Origin of the sequence: Bacillus sp. Pc3, assembly GCF_000815145.1 — a bacterium.
Taxonomy (GTDB): domain Bacteria; phylum Bacillota; class Bacilli; order Bacillales; family Bacillaceae; genus Bacillus; species Bacillus velezensis.
This window is the reverse complement of the sequence record NZ_CP010406.1, coordinates 1227646-1243772: the sequence shown is the minus strand read 5'-3', so window position 1 is coordinate 1243772 and position 16127 is coordinate 1227646. Positions and strand designations below refer to the sequence as shown.

Annotated in this window: 20 protein-coding genes; 12 read left to right on the top strand and 8 right to left on the bottom strand. The window is 48.4% G+C overall.

Annotation, left to right across the window (positions count from 1 at the left end):
* Window positions 1–8 precede the first annotated feature (8 nt).
* Window positions 9–551: a bacillithiol transferase BstA gene (bstA, locus tag SB24_RS05660; protein ID WP_031378899.1), complete on the top strand. Its 543-nt coding sequence runs from the start codon at window positions 9–11 to the stop codon at window positions 549–551.
* Here bstA and SB24_RS05655 read toward each other — a convergent pair.
* Together SB24_RS05655 and SB24_RS05650 are read right to left on the bottom strand one after the other, a co-directional pair.
* Window positions 511–2103 carry an MFS transporter gene (locus SB24_RS05655; protein ID WP_031378900.1) on the bottom strand — a complete coding sequence of 531 codons (1593 nt, stop codon included), beginning with the start codon at window positions 2101–2103 and terminating at the stop codon, window positions 511–513. The genes bstA and SB24_RS05655 overlap by 41 nt on opposite strands.
* A gap of 108 nt (window positions 2104–2211) precedes the next feature.
* Window positions 2212–2694: a MarR family transcriptional regulator gene (locus tag SB24_RS05650; RefSeq protein ID WP_012117110.1), complete on the bottom strand. Its 483-nt coding sequence runs from the start codon at window positions 2692–2694 to the stop codon at window positions 2212–2214.
* Between the two features lie 168 nt (window positions 2695–2862).
* Here SB24_RS05650 and mprF point away from each other — a divergent pair, with 168 nt between their 5' ends.
* From mprF to SB24_RS05635, 3 genes are all read left to right on the top strand, one after another.
* Window positions 2863–5433, top strand: a complete 2571-nt coding sequence (mprF, locus tag SB24_RS05645; protein WP_039252296.1) for a bifunctional lysylphosphatidylglycerol flippase/synthetase MprF — start codon at window positions 2863–2865, stop codon at window positions 5431–5433.
* 94 nt (window positions 5434–5527) lie between these two features.
* Window positions 5528–6412 carry a PhzF family phenazine biosynthesis isomerase gene (locus tag SB24_RS05640; RefSeq protein ID WP_039252294.1) on the top strand — a complete coding sequence of 295 codons (885 nt, stop codon included), beginning with the start codon at window positions 5528–5530 and terminating at the stop codon, window positions 6410–6412.
* Between the two features lie 76 nt (window positions 6413–6488).
* On the top strand, window positions 6489–7073 hold the full coding sequence (locus tag SB24_RS05635; protein ID WP_015417058.1) for a nitroreductase family protein: 585 nt from the start codon (window positions 6489–6491) through the stop codon (window positions 7071–7073).
* A gap of 39 nt (window positions 7074–7112) precedes the next feature.
* On the opposite strand, the gene SB24_RS05630 is transcribed toward SB24_RS05635, so the two are convergent.
* The 3 genes from SB24_RS05630 to SB24_RS05625 all read right to left on the bottom strand — a co-directional run bounded on the left by SB24_RS05630 (window position 7113) and on the right by SB24_RS05625 (window position 8440).
* Window positions 7113–7304 carry a YfhD family protein gene (locus SB24_RS05630; RefSeq protein WP_003155508.1) on the bottom strand — a complete coding sequence of 64 codons (192 nt, stop codon included), beginning with the start codon at window positions 7302–7304 and terminating at the stop codon, window positions 7113–7115.
* Window positions 7305–7374: 70 nt separating this feature from the next.
* Entirely contained in the window at window positions 7375–7485 is a 111-nt protein-coding gene (locus SB24_RS19450; RefSeq protein WP_003155504.1) for a YfhE family protein, read from the bottom strand.
* 55 nt (window positions 7486–7540) lie between these two features.
* On the bottom strand, window positions 7541–8440 hold the full coding sequence (locus SB24_RS05625; RefSeq protein WP_039252291.1) for a TIGR01777 family oxidoreductase: 900 nt from the start codon (window positions 8438–8440) through the stop codon (window positions 7541–7543).
* 91 nt (window positions 8441–8531) lie between these two features.
* Here SB24_RS05625 and recX point away from each other — a divergent pair, with 91 nt between their 5' ends.
* The 3 genes from recX to SB24_RS05610 all read left to right on the top strand — a co-directional run bounded on the left by recX (window position 8532) and on the right by SB24_RS05610 (window position 10982).
* Window positions 8532–9323, top strand: a complete 792-nt coding sequence (gene recX, locus SB24_RS05620) for a recombination regulator RecX (RefSeq protein WP_031378903.1) — start codon at window positions 8532–8534, stop codon at window positions 9321–9323.
* 6 nt (window positions 9324–9329) lie between these two features.
* Window positions 9330–9644, top strand: coding sequence for a YfhH family protein (locus SB24_RS05615; RefSeq protein WP_039252290.1), 315 nt, complete (start codon window positions 9330–9332; stop codon window positions 9642–9644).
* Window positions 9645–9788: 144 nt separating this feature from the next.
* Complete coding sequence (locus SB24_RS05610; RefSeq protein ID WP_031378905.1) at window positions 9789–10982, top strand: MFS transporter; 1194 nt, start codon at window positions 9789–9791, stop codon at window positions 10980–10982.
* 39 nt (window positions 10983–11021) lie between these two features.
* Here SB24_RS05610 and SB24_RS05605 read toward each other — a convergent pair whose 3' ends face one another.
* The 3 genes from SB24_RS05605 to SB24_RS05595 form a co-directional block, all read right to left on the bottom strand.
* Entirely contained in the window at window positions 11022–11411 is a 390-nt protein-coding gene (locus tag SB24_RS05605; protein WP_015417061.1) for a DUF2606 family protein, read from the bottom strand.
* On the bottom strand, window positions 11374–12285 hold the full coding sequence (locus SB24_RS05600; RefSeq protein ID WP_015417062.1) for a trypsin-like serine peptidase: 912 nt from the start codon (window positions 12283–12285) through the stop codon (window positions 11374–11376). The genes SB24_RS05605 and SB24_RS05600 overlap by 38 nt, the downstream gene beginning before the upstream one ends.
* A 146-nt stretch (window positions 12286–12431) precedes the next feature.
* Window positions 12432–12584, bottom strand: a complete 153-nt coding sequence (locus SB24_RS05595) for a small, acid-soluble spore protein K (protein ID WP_003155495.1) — start codon at window positions 12582–12584, stop codon at window positions 12432–12434.
* Window positions 12585–12707: 123 nt separating this feature from the next.
* Between SB24_RS05595 and SB24_RS05590 the strand changes: the two genes are divergently transcribed.
* The 5 genes from SB24_RS05590 to SB24_RS05570 all read left to right on the top strand — a co-directional run bounded on the left by SB24_RS05590 (window position 12708) and on the right by SB24_RS05570 (window position 16102).
* A complete protein-coding gene (locus SB24_RS05590) occupies window positions 12708–12977 on the top strand; it encodes a YfhJ family protein (protein WP_003155492.1) in 270 nt (89 codons plus the stop codon).
* A 132-nt stretch (window positions 12978–13109) separates the two neighbouring features.
* Window positions 13110–13637 (top strand): SH3 domain-containing protein, encoded by a 528-nt coding sequence (locus SB24_RS05585; protein WP_015417063.1) that lies wholly within the window; start codon window positions 13110–13112, stop codon window positions 13635–13637.
* 85 nt (window positions 13638–13722) lie between these two features.
* Window positions 13723–14058 (top strand): SdpI family protein, encoded by a 336-nt coding sequence (locus SB24_RS05580; protein WP_007408558.1) that lies wholly within the window; start codon window positions 13723–13725, stop codon window positions 14056–14058.
* On the top strand, window positions 14051–14911 hold the full coding sequence (locus tag SB24_RS05575) for an alpha/beta fold hydrolase (RefSeq protein WP_015417065.1): 861 nt from the start codon (window positions 14051–14053) through the stop codon (window positions 14909–14911). The genes SB24_RS05580 and SB24_RS05575 overlap by 8 nt, the downstream gene beginning before the upstream one ends.
* Window positions 14912–15121: 210 nt before the next feature.
* A complete protein-coding gene (locus SB24_RS05570) occupies window positions 15122–16102 on the top strand; it encodes a glycosyltransferase family 2 protein (protein WP_003155484.1) in 981 nt (326 codons plus the stop codon).
* Window positions 16103–16127: the final 25 nt, after the last annotated feature.

The following is a 16127-nucleotide window of genomic DNA, read 5'->3' as shown; positions in this document are numbered from 1 at the left end:
AGACAAAAATGGAAAAACAAACTCTCAGCTATCCGATTGGAGAATATCAGCCGGCTGAATCGATTTCGGCCGGACAGAAACAAGAATGGATCAATGCGCTCGAACACGCTCCGGCCAAACTGAAACAAGCTGTCAGAGCGATGTCGGACAGTCAGCTTGATACGCCGTACCGCGAAGGGGGATGGACTGTCCGCCAAGTGGTTCACCATCTGGCGGACAGCCACATGAACGGCTATACCCGGTTTAAATTGAGCTTAACGGAGAATGAACCGGAAATCCGTCCTTATGATGAAAAAGGCTGGGCCGATCTTCATGATTCCAAAACCGCCGCTTGCGGGGATGCGCTTGAGCTGTTAGCGATCCTGCACAGAAGATGGGCCGCTCTTTTGCGCTCCATGACGAAAGCCCAATTCAAACGGACATACTTCCATCCTGTATCTAAAGAGACGGTTACGCTGGAACAAGCGCTCGGACTATATGTCTGGCACTCTGAACATCACATCGCCCATATTACTGAGCTTTCCCGGAGGATGGGCTGGCATCTGTCTTAGAGGATGCCGGCTTCCGGAAAAACGCCAAAACAGCCGCAGATACAATCGTGCATAATGAAATGACGGCGGCTGCCGTATAAAGATGGTGGTAGCCGCTGGCAATGCCCGCTTCAATCGCATCAGAAACCGCTTTTTTGACAGCGGGAACGGGGATTCGGCTTACCTGCTCCTGCAACGAAGAAAGTCCGCCGCCGATATCCGGCGTTTGCGCCTGATCAGCGGGAATGCCGCTTTTCGCTAAACGGTTTTTGATGTCATCTCCGATCCGGTCAAAGCCCGCTGTAATGAAGCCGGCATATAAAGCCGGAGCGAGCGTCAGCCCGACCTGCCTTACGAGTGACAGCGTGCCGAGCGCTGTTCCTTTGTTTTGGCCCGCCGTTTCTGATACAAGCACATTCAGCGGAGCCCCGAGCAGAAATCCGAAACCGATCCCCGCAATGACACTCGCTGTGACAAATTCCCATTTATCCGTCACCCATAACGGAAACAGGCTGAAGCCTGCAAATGCGATGGCGCCTGATACAACCGCGGAAAAGACCGGCCCTTTTTTATCCGTGATCGCCCCGCCGAGCCACGCTCCGATGCCTGACGCCAACGCGAGCGGTGTCATCCAATAACCCGCTTTCTCCGCCGATACGTGCAAATATTGCTCCGCATAAGAAGGAATAAAAATGACCGCAGCGAGCAGCCCTCCCGATAAAAATCCGATAACGAGCGTCCATTGAAACACTTTATTTTGCAGCAGCGAGTAGGCGAGAATCGGATCGCCCCCTCGGTTTTCAACCCGCTTTTCGACCTTAAGAAGCACCAGAAAGAGAAGTGCCGATCCCAAAAGATACCCGTACACCTTTACGTCCATTATGCTTTCTGACAGCTTCGCCCCATCGAGATTCGTGATACCGATCATACAAGATAAGATCGCAAGAGACAGCAGCATTGTGCCGGCGAGGTCAAGACGTTTCGCCTCAGGCTCTTTCGTTTCAGCGATAAACAAACCGCCGCACACAACCAAAGCGGCGGCAATCGGCAGGTTAATCAAGAACAGCCAATGCCACGATCCGGTTACATCAAGCAAAAAGCTCCCGATATTCGGCCCGAGGACGGCCGCCATACCGTTCATCGCCCCTAAAAGCCCGAGAGCTTTCCCTTGTTTCTCCTTCGGAAGCACGGCCAGCACATGCGAACTCCCGATAATAAAAATTCCGCCGCCGCCAAGCGCCTGAATGAGCCGTGCCGCCAAAAACATCGGGAAGCTCTGACTGAGTGCGACAAGCAAAGAGCCGAGTCCGAACAGCCCGACTTCAATCATAAACAGCTTTTTCCGCCCGTATCGGTCCGACAGCTTGCCGACAATCGGCACACTGACACTGAGTCCCAATGTGTAAAGGGTCACTCCCCACGATCCCCATGAAGGAGAAACATCAAAAGAGCTGTTAATCGTCGTCAGAGCAGCGGAAATAATTCCGTTGTCCAGCGCCGCCATGAACACACCGATCGTAAAGAGAGTGATGGCCCGGCTCTGGTTTTTTTCTGTTTGCAATGGCTCCGGCATACTGATCAATCCTTCCGTTTTTAATTCACTTTGAATATATTATTCACTTCAAGTGAATTAAATGTCAAACAAAAAAAGGCCGCCGATACCGGCAGGCCTTTTTCATCTCTATCCCTGTTTGGAAGAATCAAGCGCTCTTGCCAAAATGGCAAGCCCTTGATTGACCGTTTGTTTTTCTTCAGCGGTCAGCGTTTCCAATGAACGCTTCAATTTTACATGTCCTTTTTGATAAAGGCTGCGGAAAATATCTTTCGCGTTTTCCGTTAATTGAACGACGACTGAACGGCGGTCTTCTTCTGACGGAGCGCGTGTAATGAAACATGATTTTTCTAAACGGTCAAGCAGCCCCGTCGTATTTGAAAGAGAAGCGCCCATTTTCTCCGCTATGTCACTCACCTTAAGCGTCCCGTGGTTGTTCAGAAGCATCAGCACTTTCATTTGCGGCATGCTCATATCAAGCTTCATCCACTCCGACACATCGCCGAGCCCCGCCGATGTCATCACTTTCATGTACAGCACCCAAATATCCCGTTCCTCAGGAGAAAAAATATCGCCGCTTAATACTGTTGTATCATGCAGATTATAATCCATCGTCTCACTTCCTCATTTATACTCCTGCATACCATATTACTGATTTTAATCAGAGAAAGAAAGTTGCAGACGAGTTTTGTTTGAATGTGAGGTGGTAGTGTATAATATGTTGGAGATTATTGGGGGAATTATAATAAATAAGCTATTTTATGATGATTGGAGAGAACATTGCTGACTAAAAAGAATGCCTTATCGATATTAAAAGTATTATTTCCTATTGCAGTTTTGCTTTTAGTCATTTATCAGTCCAAAAAGGAATTGACAGACCTTTCTTTTAAACGAACGCTGTACATTATTAACGGGATTGAGCGTTACGATTTATTTATTCTCGTTCTGCTCGGCCTTCTTGCCGTCAGCGCGATGTCCTTTTATGACTTTGTGCTGAAACGGACGCTTCGCCTCAACATTCCGAATTGGAAAGTATTCAGGGTCTCTTTTATCGCCAATTCCTTTAACAATGTCCTTGGATTCGGCGGTCTGGCGGGCGTCGGGCTGCGGACGATGCTTTACAAAGAACATACGAATGACGTAAAACGCCTCGTCGCAGGCATCGCCTGGCTTACGTCCTCAGCGCTGCTCGGGCTGTCCGTCTTCAGTATCCTGACCATCGCCCGCGTTCTGCCGGTTGGAGAGATTACAGGTGAGAAACCGTGGCTGTGGGCTGTTATCGCGGGAGTGGCGCTTATTGTGCCGGCAGCCTTAATCGCCGCTGGGATCAACAATAAAAAAGCTGGCGCAGAAGACGGTGAAGCAAAACCGAGGCATCCGGTTTTTTCTTACATCGGGGCATCGTTTGCCGAATGGTTTGCGGCGGCTGTCGTCATGTATTATTCCCTGTATGTCATGGGAATTCACGCGGATGTCCGCCATGTATTCGGGGTATTTGCCATTGCCGCTATCGGGGGAATCATCAGTCTTGTGCCGGGAGGATTCGGTTCGTTTGACCTTCTGTTTCTGCTCGGCATGCAGAATATGGGCTTTCCGCAGGAGGCGGTTGTGACATCCATCGTCATCTACCGGATTGTGTATTCATTTATTCCGTTTGTGTTCGGGCTGTTCTTTGCGGCTGGCGATTTAACGGAAAATACGCTTAAACGGCTGGAATCAAATCCGAAGATGGCGCCTGCCGTGGAAACGACGAACGTGCTTCTCGTATTCCAGCGCGCTATCTTAATCAGGGTGCTTTACGGTTCGCTGTCGCTTTTGGTTTTCATGGCGGGAGTCGTCGTGCTGGCGTCCGTCGCCCTGCCGATTGACAGGGAGACGGTCATCCCGCATATTCCGCGCCCGGCGCTCCTTGCGTTTAACGCGTTATCGTTAAGCGCGGCTTTGATTCTTTTAATCTTGCCGATTGAATTATACAAACGGACGAAACGTTCTTATTCAATGGCGGTTGCCGCGCTGGTCGGCGGTTTTGTGTTCAGTTTCTTAAAAGGATTGAACATCAGCGCGATCTTTATTCTGCCTGTCGTCATCGCATTGCTTGTGCTGTTAAAGCGGCAGTTTATCAGAGAGCAGGCTTCGTATACGCTCGGCCAGATGATTTTTGCGGCCGCTCTGTTTATTATCGCCTTGTTTAACTACAATCTCATTGCCGGCTTTATTTGGGATAAAATGAATCGGCTCTTGCGCCACGACTATTTCGTCCATAACAATTCGCACATTACATATGCCACGATGACGGCCATTATTGTTGTGCCGCTGTTTTTCCTTTTGTTTACGTTCTTTTATCATAAAAGATCGAAGCCGATCGGAGAAGAGGCCGATCCTGAACGGCTGAAGTCCTTTTTGGCGGAAGAAGGCGGAAATGCGCTCAGCCATCTCGGCTTTCTCGGGGATAAGCGGTTTTATTTCTCAAGCGACGGCAAAGCGCTTTTATTGTTCAGCCAGATTTCCAGAAGGCTTGTCGTGCTCGGTGATCCGTCAGGACAGAGAGACTCTTTTCCGCTTGTGATTGAGGAATTTCTGAATGAAGCGCATAAGCAGGGGCTGAGTGTCATGTTTTATCAGATCGAACGTGAAGATCTGGCGCTGTACCATGACTTCGGCTATAACTTCTTCAAGCTTGGAGAAGAAGCGTTCGTGGATATGGAGGCCTTTACGCTCTCAGGTAAGAAAAAAGCGGGGCTGCGGGCGATTAACAACAAATTTGACCGCGAAGGCTACACATTTCATGTCGGGGAACCGCCGTTTTCCTCCGAGTTTATCGCCAAACTGAAAGACATTTCGGACGAATGGCTCGGACCGAAAAAAGAGAAAGGTTTTTCTCTCGGTTTCTTCGACCGGGATTATTTGGAACAGGCGCCGATTGCTTACGTGAAAGACGAGGAAGGGGAGATCATCGCTTTTGCCAACCTGATGCCGATGTATCAGGAAGGCGAGATATCCGTCGACTTGATGCGTTATCGGAAAAGCGCGCCGAACGGTATTATGGACGCGCTTTTCATCCGTCTGTTTCTCTGGGCGCAGGAAAAAGGCTATACCACCTTCAATATGGGCATGGCGCCTTTGTCAAACGTAGGTACGGCTTTTACATCTTTCTGGTCGGAAAGAGCCGCGGCCGTCATCTTCAACAACGTCCGGTATATGTACAGCTTCAGCGGGCTGCGGGCCTTTAAAGAAAAATACAAACCGGAGTGGCGCGGGAAATACTTGGCATACCGCAAAAACAGATCGCTGTCCGTCACGATGATCCTCGTCACCCGCCTGATCGGAAAAACCAAAAAAAGACGCCGTTAAAAGGCGTCTTTTTTTTTGAATAATTGACTAAAAATTCTAATTTTACTCTGTTATACTGAATAACATGATCATAAGGTGAAAGGAAGGCTGATGAATGAAACAGGCAACCGTGTTTAAATATGAAGCGTTTTCCGATATTCCGAATTTGGGAAATCCCGCGGGAATCGTCTTTAACGGAGATGATTATTCAGATGAAGAGATGCAGATGATCGCCGAAATGGCAGGGTACAATGAAACCTCATTTCTCTGTAAAAGCGGGGAAGCCGATCTGCGCATCCGCTATTTTACACCCGGCCACGAAATGAATTTATGCGGACATGCTACCGTCGCCTCTCTTTACGCATTAATTGAAAAGGGAAGGCTTCAGGCTGATCAGACATATCAAATTGAAACGAAAGCCGGCATTCTTCCCGCAAAAGCCGCTGAACGAAACGGCCGGGTATACATCACACTCGAACAGGCTCCCCCGCAATTTCTGCCGTTTACGGGAGACAAAGAAAAGCTTGCGGCCTCGCTCGGGATTACGGCTGAGGATTTTCACAGCGGGCTGCCGATTGTTTACGGATCAACGGGGATCTGGACACTGATTGTTCCGCTGAGATCACTTAAAGCATCACGGAATATGGTGCCGGACAACGCACAATTCCCCGCTGTTTTGCGCGATCTTCCGAAAGCGAGCGTTCATCCGTTTTCTCTGGAAACCGTTCATCCGGAAAGTGATCTGCACGGACGCCATTTTTCTTCCCCTTTCTCCGGAACGACCGAAGATCCCGTCACGGGAACCGCTTCAGGCGTCATGGCAGCCTATATGCGGCAATACGGAGGCTCCGAAGCCGAATGCCTCACAATTGAACAAGGCCAGGAAATCGGGAAAGACGGAAAAGTGGAAATCAGGATCGCGGAGGAAAACGGAGAGATGAACATCAAGATGACGGGAACGGCCGTGTATGCCGAAACAATCAATTTTCAGCTTCCGTAACGGTTTACAAAAGCCGGTCGTATCCGTTATATTATAAATGATAATCATTTTCATTTGGATAGGAAGGTGAATCGGCATGCCGAAAACCGAACAATTACAGCAAAACGAAAGTCTTGCACATACAATCAGAAACAGAAGATCCATCCGGTCGTTTAAACCGGAAACCGTACCTTCTGAAGTCATATTAGATATGCTTGAAACCGCCGTTTACGCACCGAACCACAGGCTGACGGAGCCATGGCGTTTTATCTACGCAGCAAGCGAAGCGGGAAAAGCAAAGCTTGCGGACAGCTACGTCTCATTTTTCAAAAAGATAAAAGATGATTTCAACGAGGAAAAAGAGCGGAACATGAGAAAAAATCTCAGCGCCGTTCCGGGATTTTTGCTGGTCGTCTTTAAAGAAGATGAAAATGAATTTACGAGAAACGATGATTTTGCGGCGCTGAGCGGCATGATTCAAAACCTTCAGCTTCTCGCACATGAAAACGGCATCGGCATGGTCTGGAAAAGCGGCCGTATCATGTATGACAAACAGGTGCACCAAGACTTCGGCCTTGCTGACAATGAGCGCTTTGCCGCCATCATTCAAACGGGCTATCCGGATGAACAGCCTAAGGCGAAAGAACGGACGCCGGCAAAAAGCCTGTTTACCGAACTGTAAAAAAAATCCCCGTCTCTATACAGAGGCGGGGATTTCGTATTAGCGGGTTTTGCTTTTAGCTCTGTTGTCAGCGGCTTTCATCCGCGCCTGCGCTTCGCGGTCAGCGGAATCAGCAAGCTCGCTTGAATATTCCTCATATGTGCCGTCTGTTTCGCGTTTCAAAGCATCCGGAACTTGAGGAAGTTTTTGTTTGTTTTTATCACGGTTTTTGTGAGTATGATTTCTGCCCATATCAATCGCCCCCTGAAAAAAGTGATATCAAACAAACATAGTATCTGCCCGGTTCCGATCTTTATTCAGTTTACTTCCGTTTGGCTGCTCTTTCCGCTTTTTTGAATTCACCGGAATAAAGGACTTCCTGCATTTTTTTCAGATTGGCTCCCTGCTGATGTTTTTCGCGCTTCTTTTCCAAAAGAAGACCCTCCTTCAAAACAGAATACCAATAGGATTGGCTTTTATTTCCGTTTTTATGCAGATAAGAGATCCTTTAAAGCGGAATCAAGTTCTTCATACGTAAATTGAAAACCGGATGTCAGCGCCTGCTTAGGCAGGGCGCGCTGGCCTTTTACGATCAGCAGGCTCATTTCTCCCAAGGCCTTCTCCAGAAAAAGTTCCGGTACGGGAATCCAATGGGGGCGGTGCAGGACGCTTGCGATCATTTTTCCGAATTGCTTCATTTCCACGGGGTTCGGCGATGTCACATTCATGGGACCGGACAAGTCATCATGCTCCGCCGCATAAGCGATGAGTTCCGCGGCGTCATCGACATGAACCCATGACAGCCATTGCCGTCCAGAGCCGATGGTGCCGCCGGCTAACAGTTTATAAGGGAGAACCATGAGCGGCAGGGCGCCTTTTTCACCGAGCATCACCCCGAATCTGGCATATACCGTCCGGATGCCGAGCGCTTCAATTTTCTGGCCTTCACGTTCCCACATATGAGCCGTATGACTGAGAAAATCTTCATTTGACGTATCTGACTGTTCGGTGAACGTTTTTTCTGTGCTTGTGCCGTAAATGCCGACGGCGCTGGCCTGAATCAAAGCCCGGGGTTTTTTTGGCTGCTGCTTTATAATCCGTCTGACTTCTCTCGTCGCTTCTATTCTGCTTGAGATGATTTGTTCCTTCGTTGTGTCCGTCCAGCGGTCAAAGATGGATTTTCCGGCGAGGTTCACCCATACATCAATAGGGGGAAGCTCGCGCTCAGGCGCCGCGTTTTCGGCCAGCCATTGAACATATGTCACATTTTTTTGTTCGGTTTCTCTCTGTTTTCTTGATAAAATATAGACATGATGTCCCCGGCGGGTAAACACACCTGTCAGATGCCGGCCCAGAAAACCAGTGCCGCCTGTCATCGCGATATTCATATCCATCTCTCCTTACACGTTGATACATATACTGTACCTCATTTGCCAAAAAGAAAAACGCCTGAACATCGGGGCGGGAAAGGAGACCGGGATGCCGTTTATTACAAAAATATCGACCCAAAAGAAAAATACCGAGCGCTTCAACATCTTTCTTGATGAGAAATATGCATTCAGCGTCGACGCCGACGTGCTTGTGCGTTTTGACCTGAAAAAAGGGAAAGAACTGGACGAGCTTGACATTCTTGAAATCCAGCACGGCGATGACGTGAAAAAAGCCTTTAACCGCGCCGTAGAATTTTTATCATACCGGATGCGCTCTGAAAAAGAAGTCCGGGATCATCTGAAGAAAAAAGAAACACCGGACATGGTCATTTCTGAAGTCATCCATAAACTGTACGATTACCGCTACTTAAATGACAAAGAATTTGCCGAAGCCTATGCGAGCACCCACAAAAAAACAAACGGCAAAGGCCCTGACGTCCTGTTCCGCGAGCTGAAAGCGAAAGGAATAGACGACGATACCATCAAGGAGACGCTCAGTGCGTTTACATTTGATGAGCAAATACAAGAAGCGCTGAAACATATCGGCAAAATCCTGAAAAAGGACAAAAAGCTGTCCACAAAAGAGATCAAACAGCGGGCGCAGATGCAGCTTCAGCGAAAAGGTTTCCCTTTCGACGTCATCAATGCCGCTCTGGAACAGACGGAGTATGAAAATGATGATGAAGCCGAGATGGAAGCTCTGAAGGCTCATGCGGAAAAAGCGATCAGGAAATACCGCTATGACGGCAGCTATGAAAGCGGAATGAAGGTTAAACAGTACTTATTCAGAAAAGGATTCTCGATTGACGATATTGATCAATTCTTGCAGGAAGAGGAGTAAACTGAAATGGACAAACGATACAGTCAAATGACGCCTCATGAACTACAGACAGAAATTGCGGGACTGAAGGAAAAAGCGCGAAAAGCGGAACAGATGGGCATTGTAAATGAACTGGCCGTGCTTGAACGGAAAATTACGATGGCCAAAGCTTACATGCTGAACCCGGAAGACTTTCGGCCCGGCGGGGTGTATCAGATAGAAGGTTCTGATGACACTTTCCGCATTGATTACATCAACGGCGTATTCGCCTGGGGACAAAGATCTTCCCCGTCTGATGGGGAAGAAGCACTGCCGATTTCCGTTTTAAAAGAAAAAAAATAACAAAAGAGGCCGGTTCCGGCCTCTTTTTCTTTTCGGGCACATTCGTTTCAACCTTTCAGTAAAAAATGATTGAATTCATTTTTGATATCTTTTAAGATGGAATTCGTTGTTTTTTAAATAAAAAGGAGGCGATTTGCGTTGAATATCAAAATGAAACAGCCATCAGTGAAATTAATGATTTTTGTTTTAATGATTTGCACATTTTCCATCGGGTATACGGAATATGCTGTCATGGGTATTCTGACGTCGATTGCCGATGACTTTCATATACATGTATCTTCAGCGGGCATGCTTGTTACGGCGTACGCGGCAAGCGTCTGCCTGACGGGCCCGATCGTAACCATTATCGCGGTTAAGCTGCCGAGAAAGCCGGTGCTGCTAGGGTTGATGGGCATCTTCGTCCTTGCCAACCTGATGAGCGTCTTTGCGCCAAACTTCGCCGTGCTGGCGATTTCCAGAATTTTATCCGCATCCATCCACGGAGCTTTTTTTGCGATCGCCATGGTGTTTGCGAGTGAAATGGTGCCGCCTGAAAAACGTTCCGCCGCCGCGGCTTCCATGAACGGCGGATTAACCGTGGCGCTGATGCTCGGTGTCCCGTTCGGCTCTTATTTAGGGGATGCCCTTAACTGGCGGGCCGTCTTTTTCATTATTTCCGTTTTAGGCATGATCGGGCTGATCGGACTGATGCTGGTCGTACCGAACCGGAAACCGAAAGTGATTCCGATGCTGATGAATGAATGGAGTGTCTTTAAGCATAAGCAAGTGATTTTTTCCTTTGCGATCACCATTCTCGGCTACTCAGGCGTATTTATCGCTTACACGTTTATTGAGCCGATTTTAAGAGATTCAGCGGGGTTCGGCACAGTCGGCATTACAGGCGCATTATTTGCCTACGGTCTCGGCGGAGTGGCGGGGAATTTCTTCGCGGGGAAAGTGCCGCTCAAACTGCTGACACGCACGATGATCGGTGTGATGATCGGCTTGATCGGCGTCTTGGCGATTTTCCCTTATATCGCTGTTTTTCCCGCCGCCGCCGTTTCAGCGACATTTTTGTTCGGCGCATGTGCGTTCGGCACGCCGCCGCTTTTGCAGACCAAGGTTATTTCTTCCTCTGAAAACGGCACGACAATCGCCGCTGCGGTGAGCGTTTCTGCCTTTAACCTGGCAAACGCGCTCGGCGCCTGGATCGGCGGATTGATTCTCGGGGGAACGGGATCTTACTCATGGCTGTTTGCCGGCGGTGCGCTGATGACGGCTCTCGGCCTTGTGCTTTCCACGTTCGCTCATCTGTCTGAGAAGAAAGATATCTATGAATACCAAGTGCATAAAGGATAACAAAAAGCTTGCAGGGGATATTCCGCCTGCAAGCTTTTTTCATTGTTTCAATGTAATGCTGATCACCGTATGTTTATCATTCTCAGCTAAGGACATATTCCGGGTTTCCGGTACTCCGTCTTTTTCAAAAACGACGGCATAAGTTCCTTTCGCGGCACTTTTCCATGCAATCTCGCCGTGGTGATCAGTCTTGCCTATTATCTCTCCGCGGTCTATATTCGGCTGATGATCTGACTCCGCCGCTTTCATCACGGTGACCGTCACACCAGCCGCCGGTGAGCCTTCTGCATCCTCAACATGGAGCGTAACGGGCAATACTTTTTTGGCGGCGGAATCATCCGCTTTGCCGCATCCGCATAAAACGGCCGCCGCGAGAAAGAAAACAAAAGCTTTATTGATTTGACCAATATTGAATGTTGTCGAATACACTGTTTGTCACCCTTGTTCCCAGATTGTAAGACGACCCGCCGTTTGTATGAATGGCAATGGCGGTCTGGCCGGTGTCGCTGTAATTGCGGTAAACGGGCGATCCGCTCTGGCAGCCGAACGTATCTGTCGTATAAGTGAGTTTATATGTCTCGGCAGAACGAATCGGCTTGCTGTCCGACCACATGGAACCGGACACTTTGTCGCACGGATATCCTGTCACGGTTGAGGAAAGCCCGGCCGGACTGGAACTGTTGGTCGTCCGGTAGCCGTACCAGCCGACAGTATTCCCGGGCGACCCGTTTACTTTGATTGCCCCGTAGTCATAGTTTGTGTCACCGTTTTCTGTCCACCCTTTGACACTGTAGAATGTCTTGCCTGAATAAGAGCCGTACGGGTACGATGATCCGTTGCGGCCGGGAGCTGCCGTAATTTTCGATGCCCAGCCGTTTTTCTGGTCATACACGCAATGTCCCGCCGTAACGATCGTGTCGGCATTGACAAAAAAACCGGTGCATCCGTAGGTGCTTGTGCTGCCGCTGTATGTAACAGTCAGCTGTGCTGTCGCTCGATATGGAAATGATGTTGTAGGAGAAATTCTGATTCGTTCGTCTGTCCCAATAATACTGGAAGGCTTTAATGACTTGATGTCAGATTTGCTGTTTTGTGCAAGCTGTCTTTTGGTGAGGCCCGTTCCTTCATAAGCGGGGGATGTCTGTGTTGTTTGTACAGGCTGATTCTGATGTGCGTCAAACTCCTCACCGCTGTTTGATACAGATGTCTGCGGGCTGCCCGCTGCTTCAGCTGAAACAGCAAATAATGAAACTGACAGTAAGAATGCGGTAAGGCTCAGCAATCGTTTTGAAACTGTCTTCATTTTATAAAACCCCTCCTTTTTTGTCTACCGGCTTTCGGTTTAACATTTAACATATTATGGAATTTATTTAGCTTTATGACCGCAAAAGGATGTTTTTTTCCGCAAAAAAAAGACCGGGTCATTCCCGGTCTCTTACGGTGTGTGTGTTATCGTCTGCCTGAAGCTCTCATGCGTTCTTGCGGGTGCGAATTAATTGAACCGTCCGCCCGTTTAGAAGCGTAGTCATCCTTTGCCCGCGGTTCGCCTTCAAACTTATTATTGTTCTGATTAGGAAATCCTTTTGCCTTGTTCCGGACCATTTGTTTTCCCCCTCGGCCAATATCAAAAGGTTGCGCCTTCTGGACTGAAGACGTAAAGTTAGTATATGCCTGTGACAAGCTGCGTAAAAGCAGCAGGTTTTCCCAAGGAAAGGAGACAGAGACATGAATACATATATCGACAAACTGACGAATTTGCTGCTTGAGAAAAATGACATGCTCAGCTATTTGCAAGCGCGAACTTGGGTTGAGCTTTTATGGGGAGATTTCGAAGCGACTTACGCAAAAGCCGGCCGCCCGTATCAAGGAGAGCAAATGACAGAACGCGTCGTCAAGGAATGGATCGAATCATACGGCAGTAAGCTCCATATGTTCCAGAGCGTTCGGGAAGACGTTTCTCATTATTTGGATCAAAGCAGGGGTCTCCTGCATTAACATAGCAGTGCACCCGCCGGATATCGTCCGGCGGTTTTTTCTTTTTATAAAAGAAATAGGAAAAATCATGTTTGGCGACCGGCGGAATGTGGAAATGTGTAATAACTTATAAAATAGCGGGGAGGAACCACAATGAACATGAAAAAGGGGTTAACCGCATTTATTCCGGCCGCAGGACTTTGCTTATTTTTAGCCGCAGGCACCGTTTTTTTCGATCCGGCAGCGAATGCCGCAGCAGTTCACCAGACAAAAATAGACACCGCAGCAGATACATATATCGTGAAAGCAGGAGAACTTAACGTCCGCAAAGAACCAAATAAACAAGGGTCGATTATCGGCACGCTTCGTTCAGAGGATTCCGTAAAGGTTAAACGGCTTCAAGGAGCAGATTGGGCTGAGATTGACTACAAAGGTCACAAAGCCTATATCTCCACACATTTTCTGATGAAGCAGCCGGTGAAGGCGGTGACGGCGAAACAAACCGCTTTTTATACGCCGACTTTGGAAACCGGCAAAAAAGGGTCCGTTAAAGCGGGTGAAACCGTCAATGTGCTCGGCTGGGGGTTCAGCCATGACGGAGGATTTGACCGTAAATGGGCGTACGTCACATACGGCGGGAAAGCAGGTTATGTGAAAACGGCCGACTTAACTCAAAAATAAAGATTCGGGCAGGCGAATGAGCCTGCTTTTTTTCTGAAACTTTTCGCCTTTCCTTTCGTAAAAGATGAAAAGGAGAGTGACAGATATGATAATGGTAATCGGCGGCCTTCTGATGGCTGCGGCCGGCATTTTAGTCACATTTTTTCCGCCGAAGTCGATCAACAGCCTGTACGGATATCGGACGAAGCGCTCTATGGCGGATGAGTCGCAGTGGAAAGAAGGCAATCGATTCAGTGCGCTTCTCATGATTTTGTTCGGCCTTATATCGGCGGCAGCTGGATTTGCGGGCAGCCTGCTTATCCGGCTGACTCAGCCGTTCGCCTTGATCGTTCAGGCCGTATTATTGATTGCGATCAGCGTACTGATCATCGTCTTAACAGAAAGAAGATTGAAACAAACGGGGAGGAGAATCGATGAATGACATTACGTTTCACATGATCGAAACAAACGGAGTGACGCTGCACACGGCTTCAGCCGGTCCGAAAGACGGTCCTTTGGCGGTGCTGCTGCACGGGTTTCCGGAATTCTGGTACGGCTGGAAGAGCCAGATCAAACCGCTGGCGGATGCCGGATACCATGTTGTCGTGCCTGATCAGCGCGGCTATAATCTCAGTGACAAACCGGAGGGCATTGAAAACTATACCATTGATACGCTCAGAGACGACATTATCGGGCTGATCACGCATTTTACAGATGACAAAGCCGTCGTCATCGGCCACGATTGGGGAGGAGCCGTGGCCTGGCATTTGGCATCCACGCGGCCGCAATACGTTGAAAAATTAATCACGGTCAATATCCCGCACCCGGCGGTTATGCGGAAGGTCACACCGTTCTACCCGCCGCAGTGGAAGAAAAGCTCTTATATCGCGTTCTTTCAGCTGCCGGAAAAGCCGGAACGGAGATTGTCTGAAGACAATTACCGCGTATTGGATCACGCGATCGGCTTATCCGAACGACCGGCGCTTTTTTCACGGGAAGATGTCGACAGCTACAAAGAAGCTTGGGGCAGAAAAGGAGCGCTCACGGCGATGCTGAACTGGTACCGGGCGATCAGAGCCGGCGGTTTAGGCCCTGCCGTTCCGCTTAAAATGCCCGTTCCGTACCGATTAATATGGGGCGTCAATGACCAAGCGCTGAGCAAAAAGCTCGCCAAGGAAACAAAACGGATGATTCCAAACGGCGACTTAATCTTCATAGATGATGCCTCACATTGGGTCATTCACGAAAAACCGCGCATCGTCAGCCATTTGATTCATGAATACCTTCAGCAATAAAGTCTGTCCCGCGTACAGACTTTTTCTTTTTTTTCTCATATCTGCCGAAAAACATGACAAAATATAAACCATATGCAGAAAAAAATTTCTTTCCCTGTAACAAAAAAAGGGTTTAAACGTCATTAAAAAAAGGAAAAGCCTTACTGAAGTTTTGCGGACAATTCCTTTAAGGCCGTCCTAAAAAAAGAATAATACAAAGAAGGTGCCTTCATGAAACAAAGGTTAATCTCAATTATTATTCCGTCTTACAATGAAGGGAACAACGTCAAGCTCATCCATGAATCTTTAAAAAAAGAATTTCAGACGATTCATTATGACTATGAAATTTTCTACATCAATGACGGAAGCGCGGATGACACCCTTCAGCAGATTAAAGAACTGGCCGCCAGAAACCATCGCGTCAAATACATATCTTTTTCCCGCAACTTCGGGAAAGAAGCGGCCATTCTGGCAGGATTTGAACACGTGCAGGGCGAAGCGGTAATCGTGATGGACGCCGATCTGCAGCATCCGACCCATCTGCTGAAAGACTTCATTCAAGGCTATGAAGAAGGGTATGACCAAGTCATCGCGCAGCGCAACCGAAAAGGGGACAGCCCCGTGCGTTCCGTGCTTTCTTCCCTGTATTATAAATTTATCAACAAAGCCGTCGAAGTGGACCTGCGTGACGGGGTCGGAGATTTCCGCCTGCTGAGCCGGCAGGCCGTTGATGCTCTTTTGAAGCTGAGTGAAGGGAACCGTTTCTCGAAAGGGCTGTTCTGCTGGATCGGGTTTGACCAGAAAATCGTATTTTATGAAAATGTCGAAAGGAAGAACGGCACGTCCAAATGGTCATTCAGCAATCTGTTCAACTACGGAATGGACGGTGTCGTCTCCTTCAACAACAAGCCCCTCAGGGTATGCTTTTTCACCGGTATTCTGATATTGCTTCTGTCGATGGTTTATATTGTAACAACCTTTGTTCATATTCTGACACACGGCGTGTCCGTACCCGGATACTTCACCATTATTTCCGCCGTGCTGTTTTTAGGGGGCATCCAGCTTTTGAGTCTCGGCATCATCGGAGAATACATCGGCCGGATTTACTATGAAACAAAAAAACGCCCGCACTATTTAATTAAAGAAGCGAATATAACGTACGGAGAACAAAATGAAACGAATTATACAAAAAAGCGCAAGTGGAACCATTAAACAGCCGCCGCTGTGCGCAGGGTCT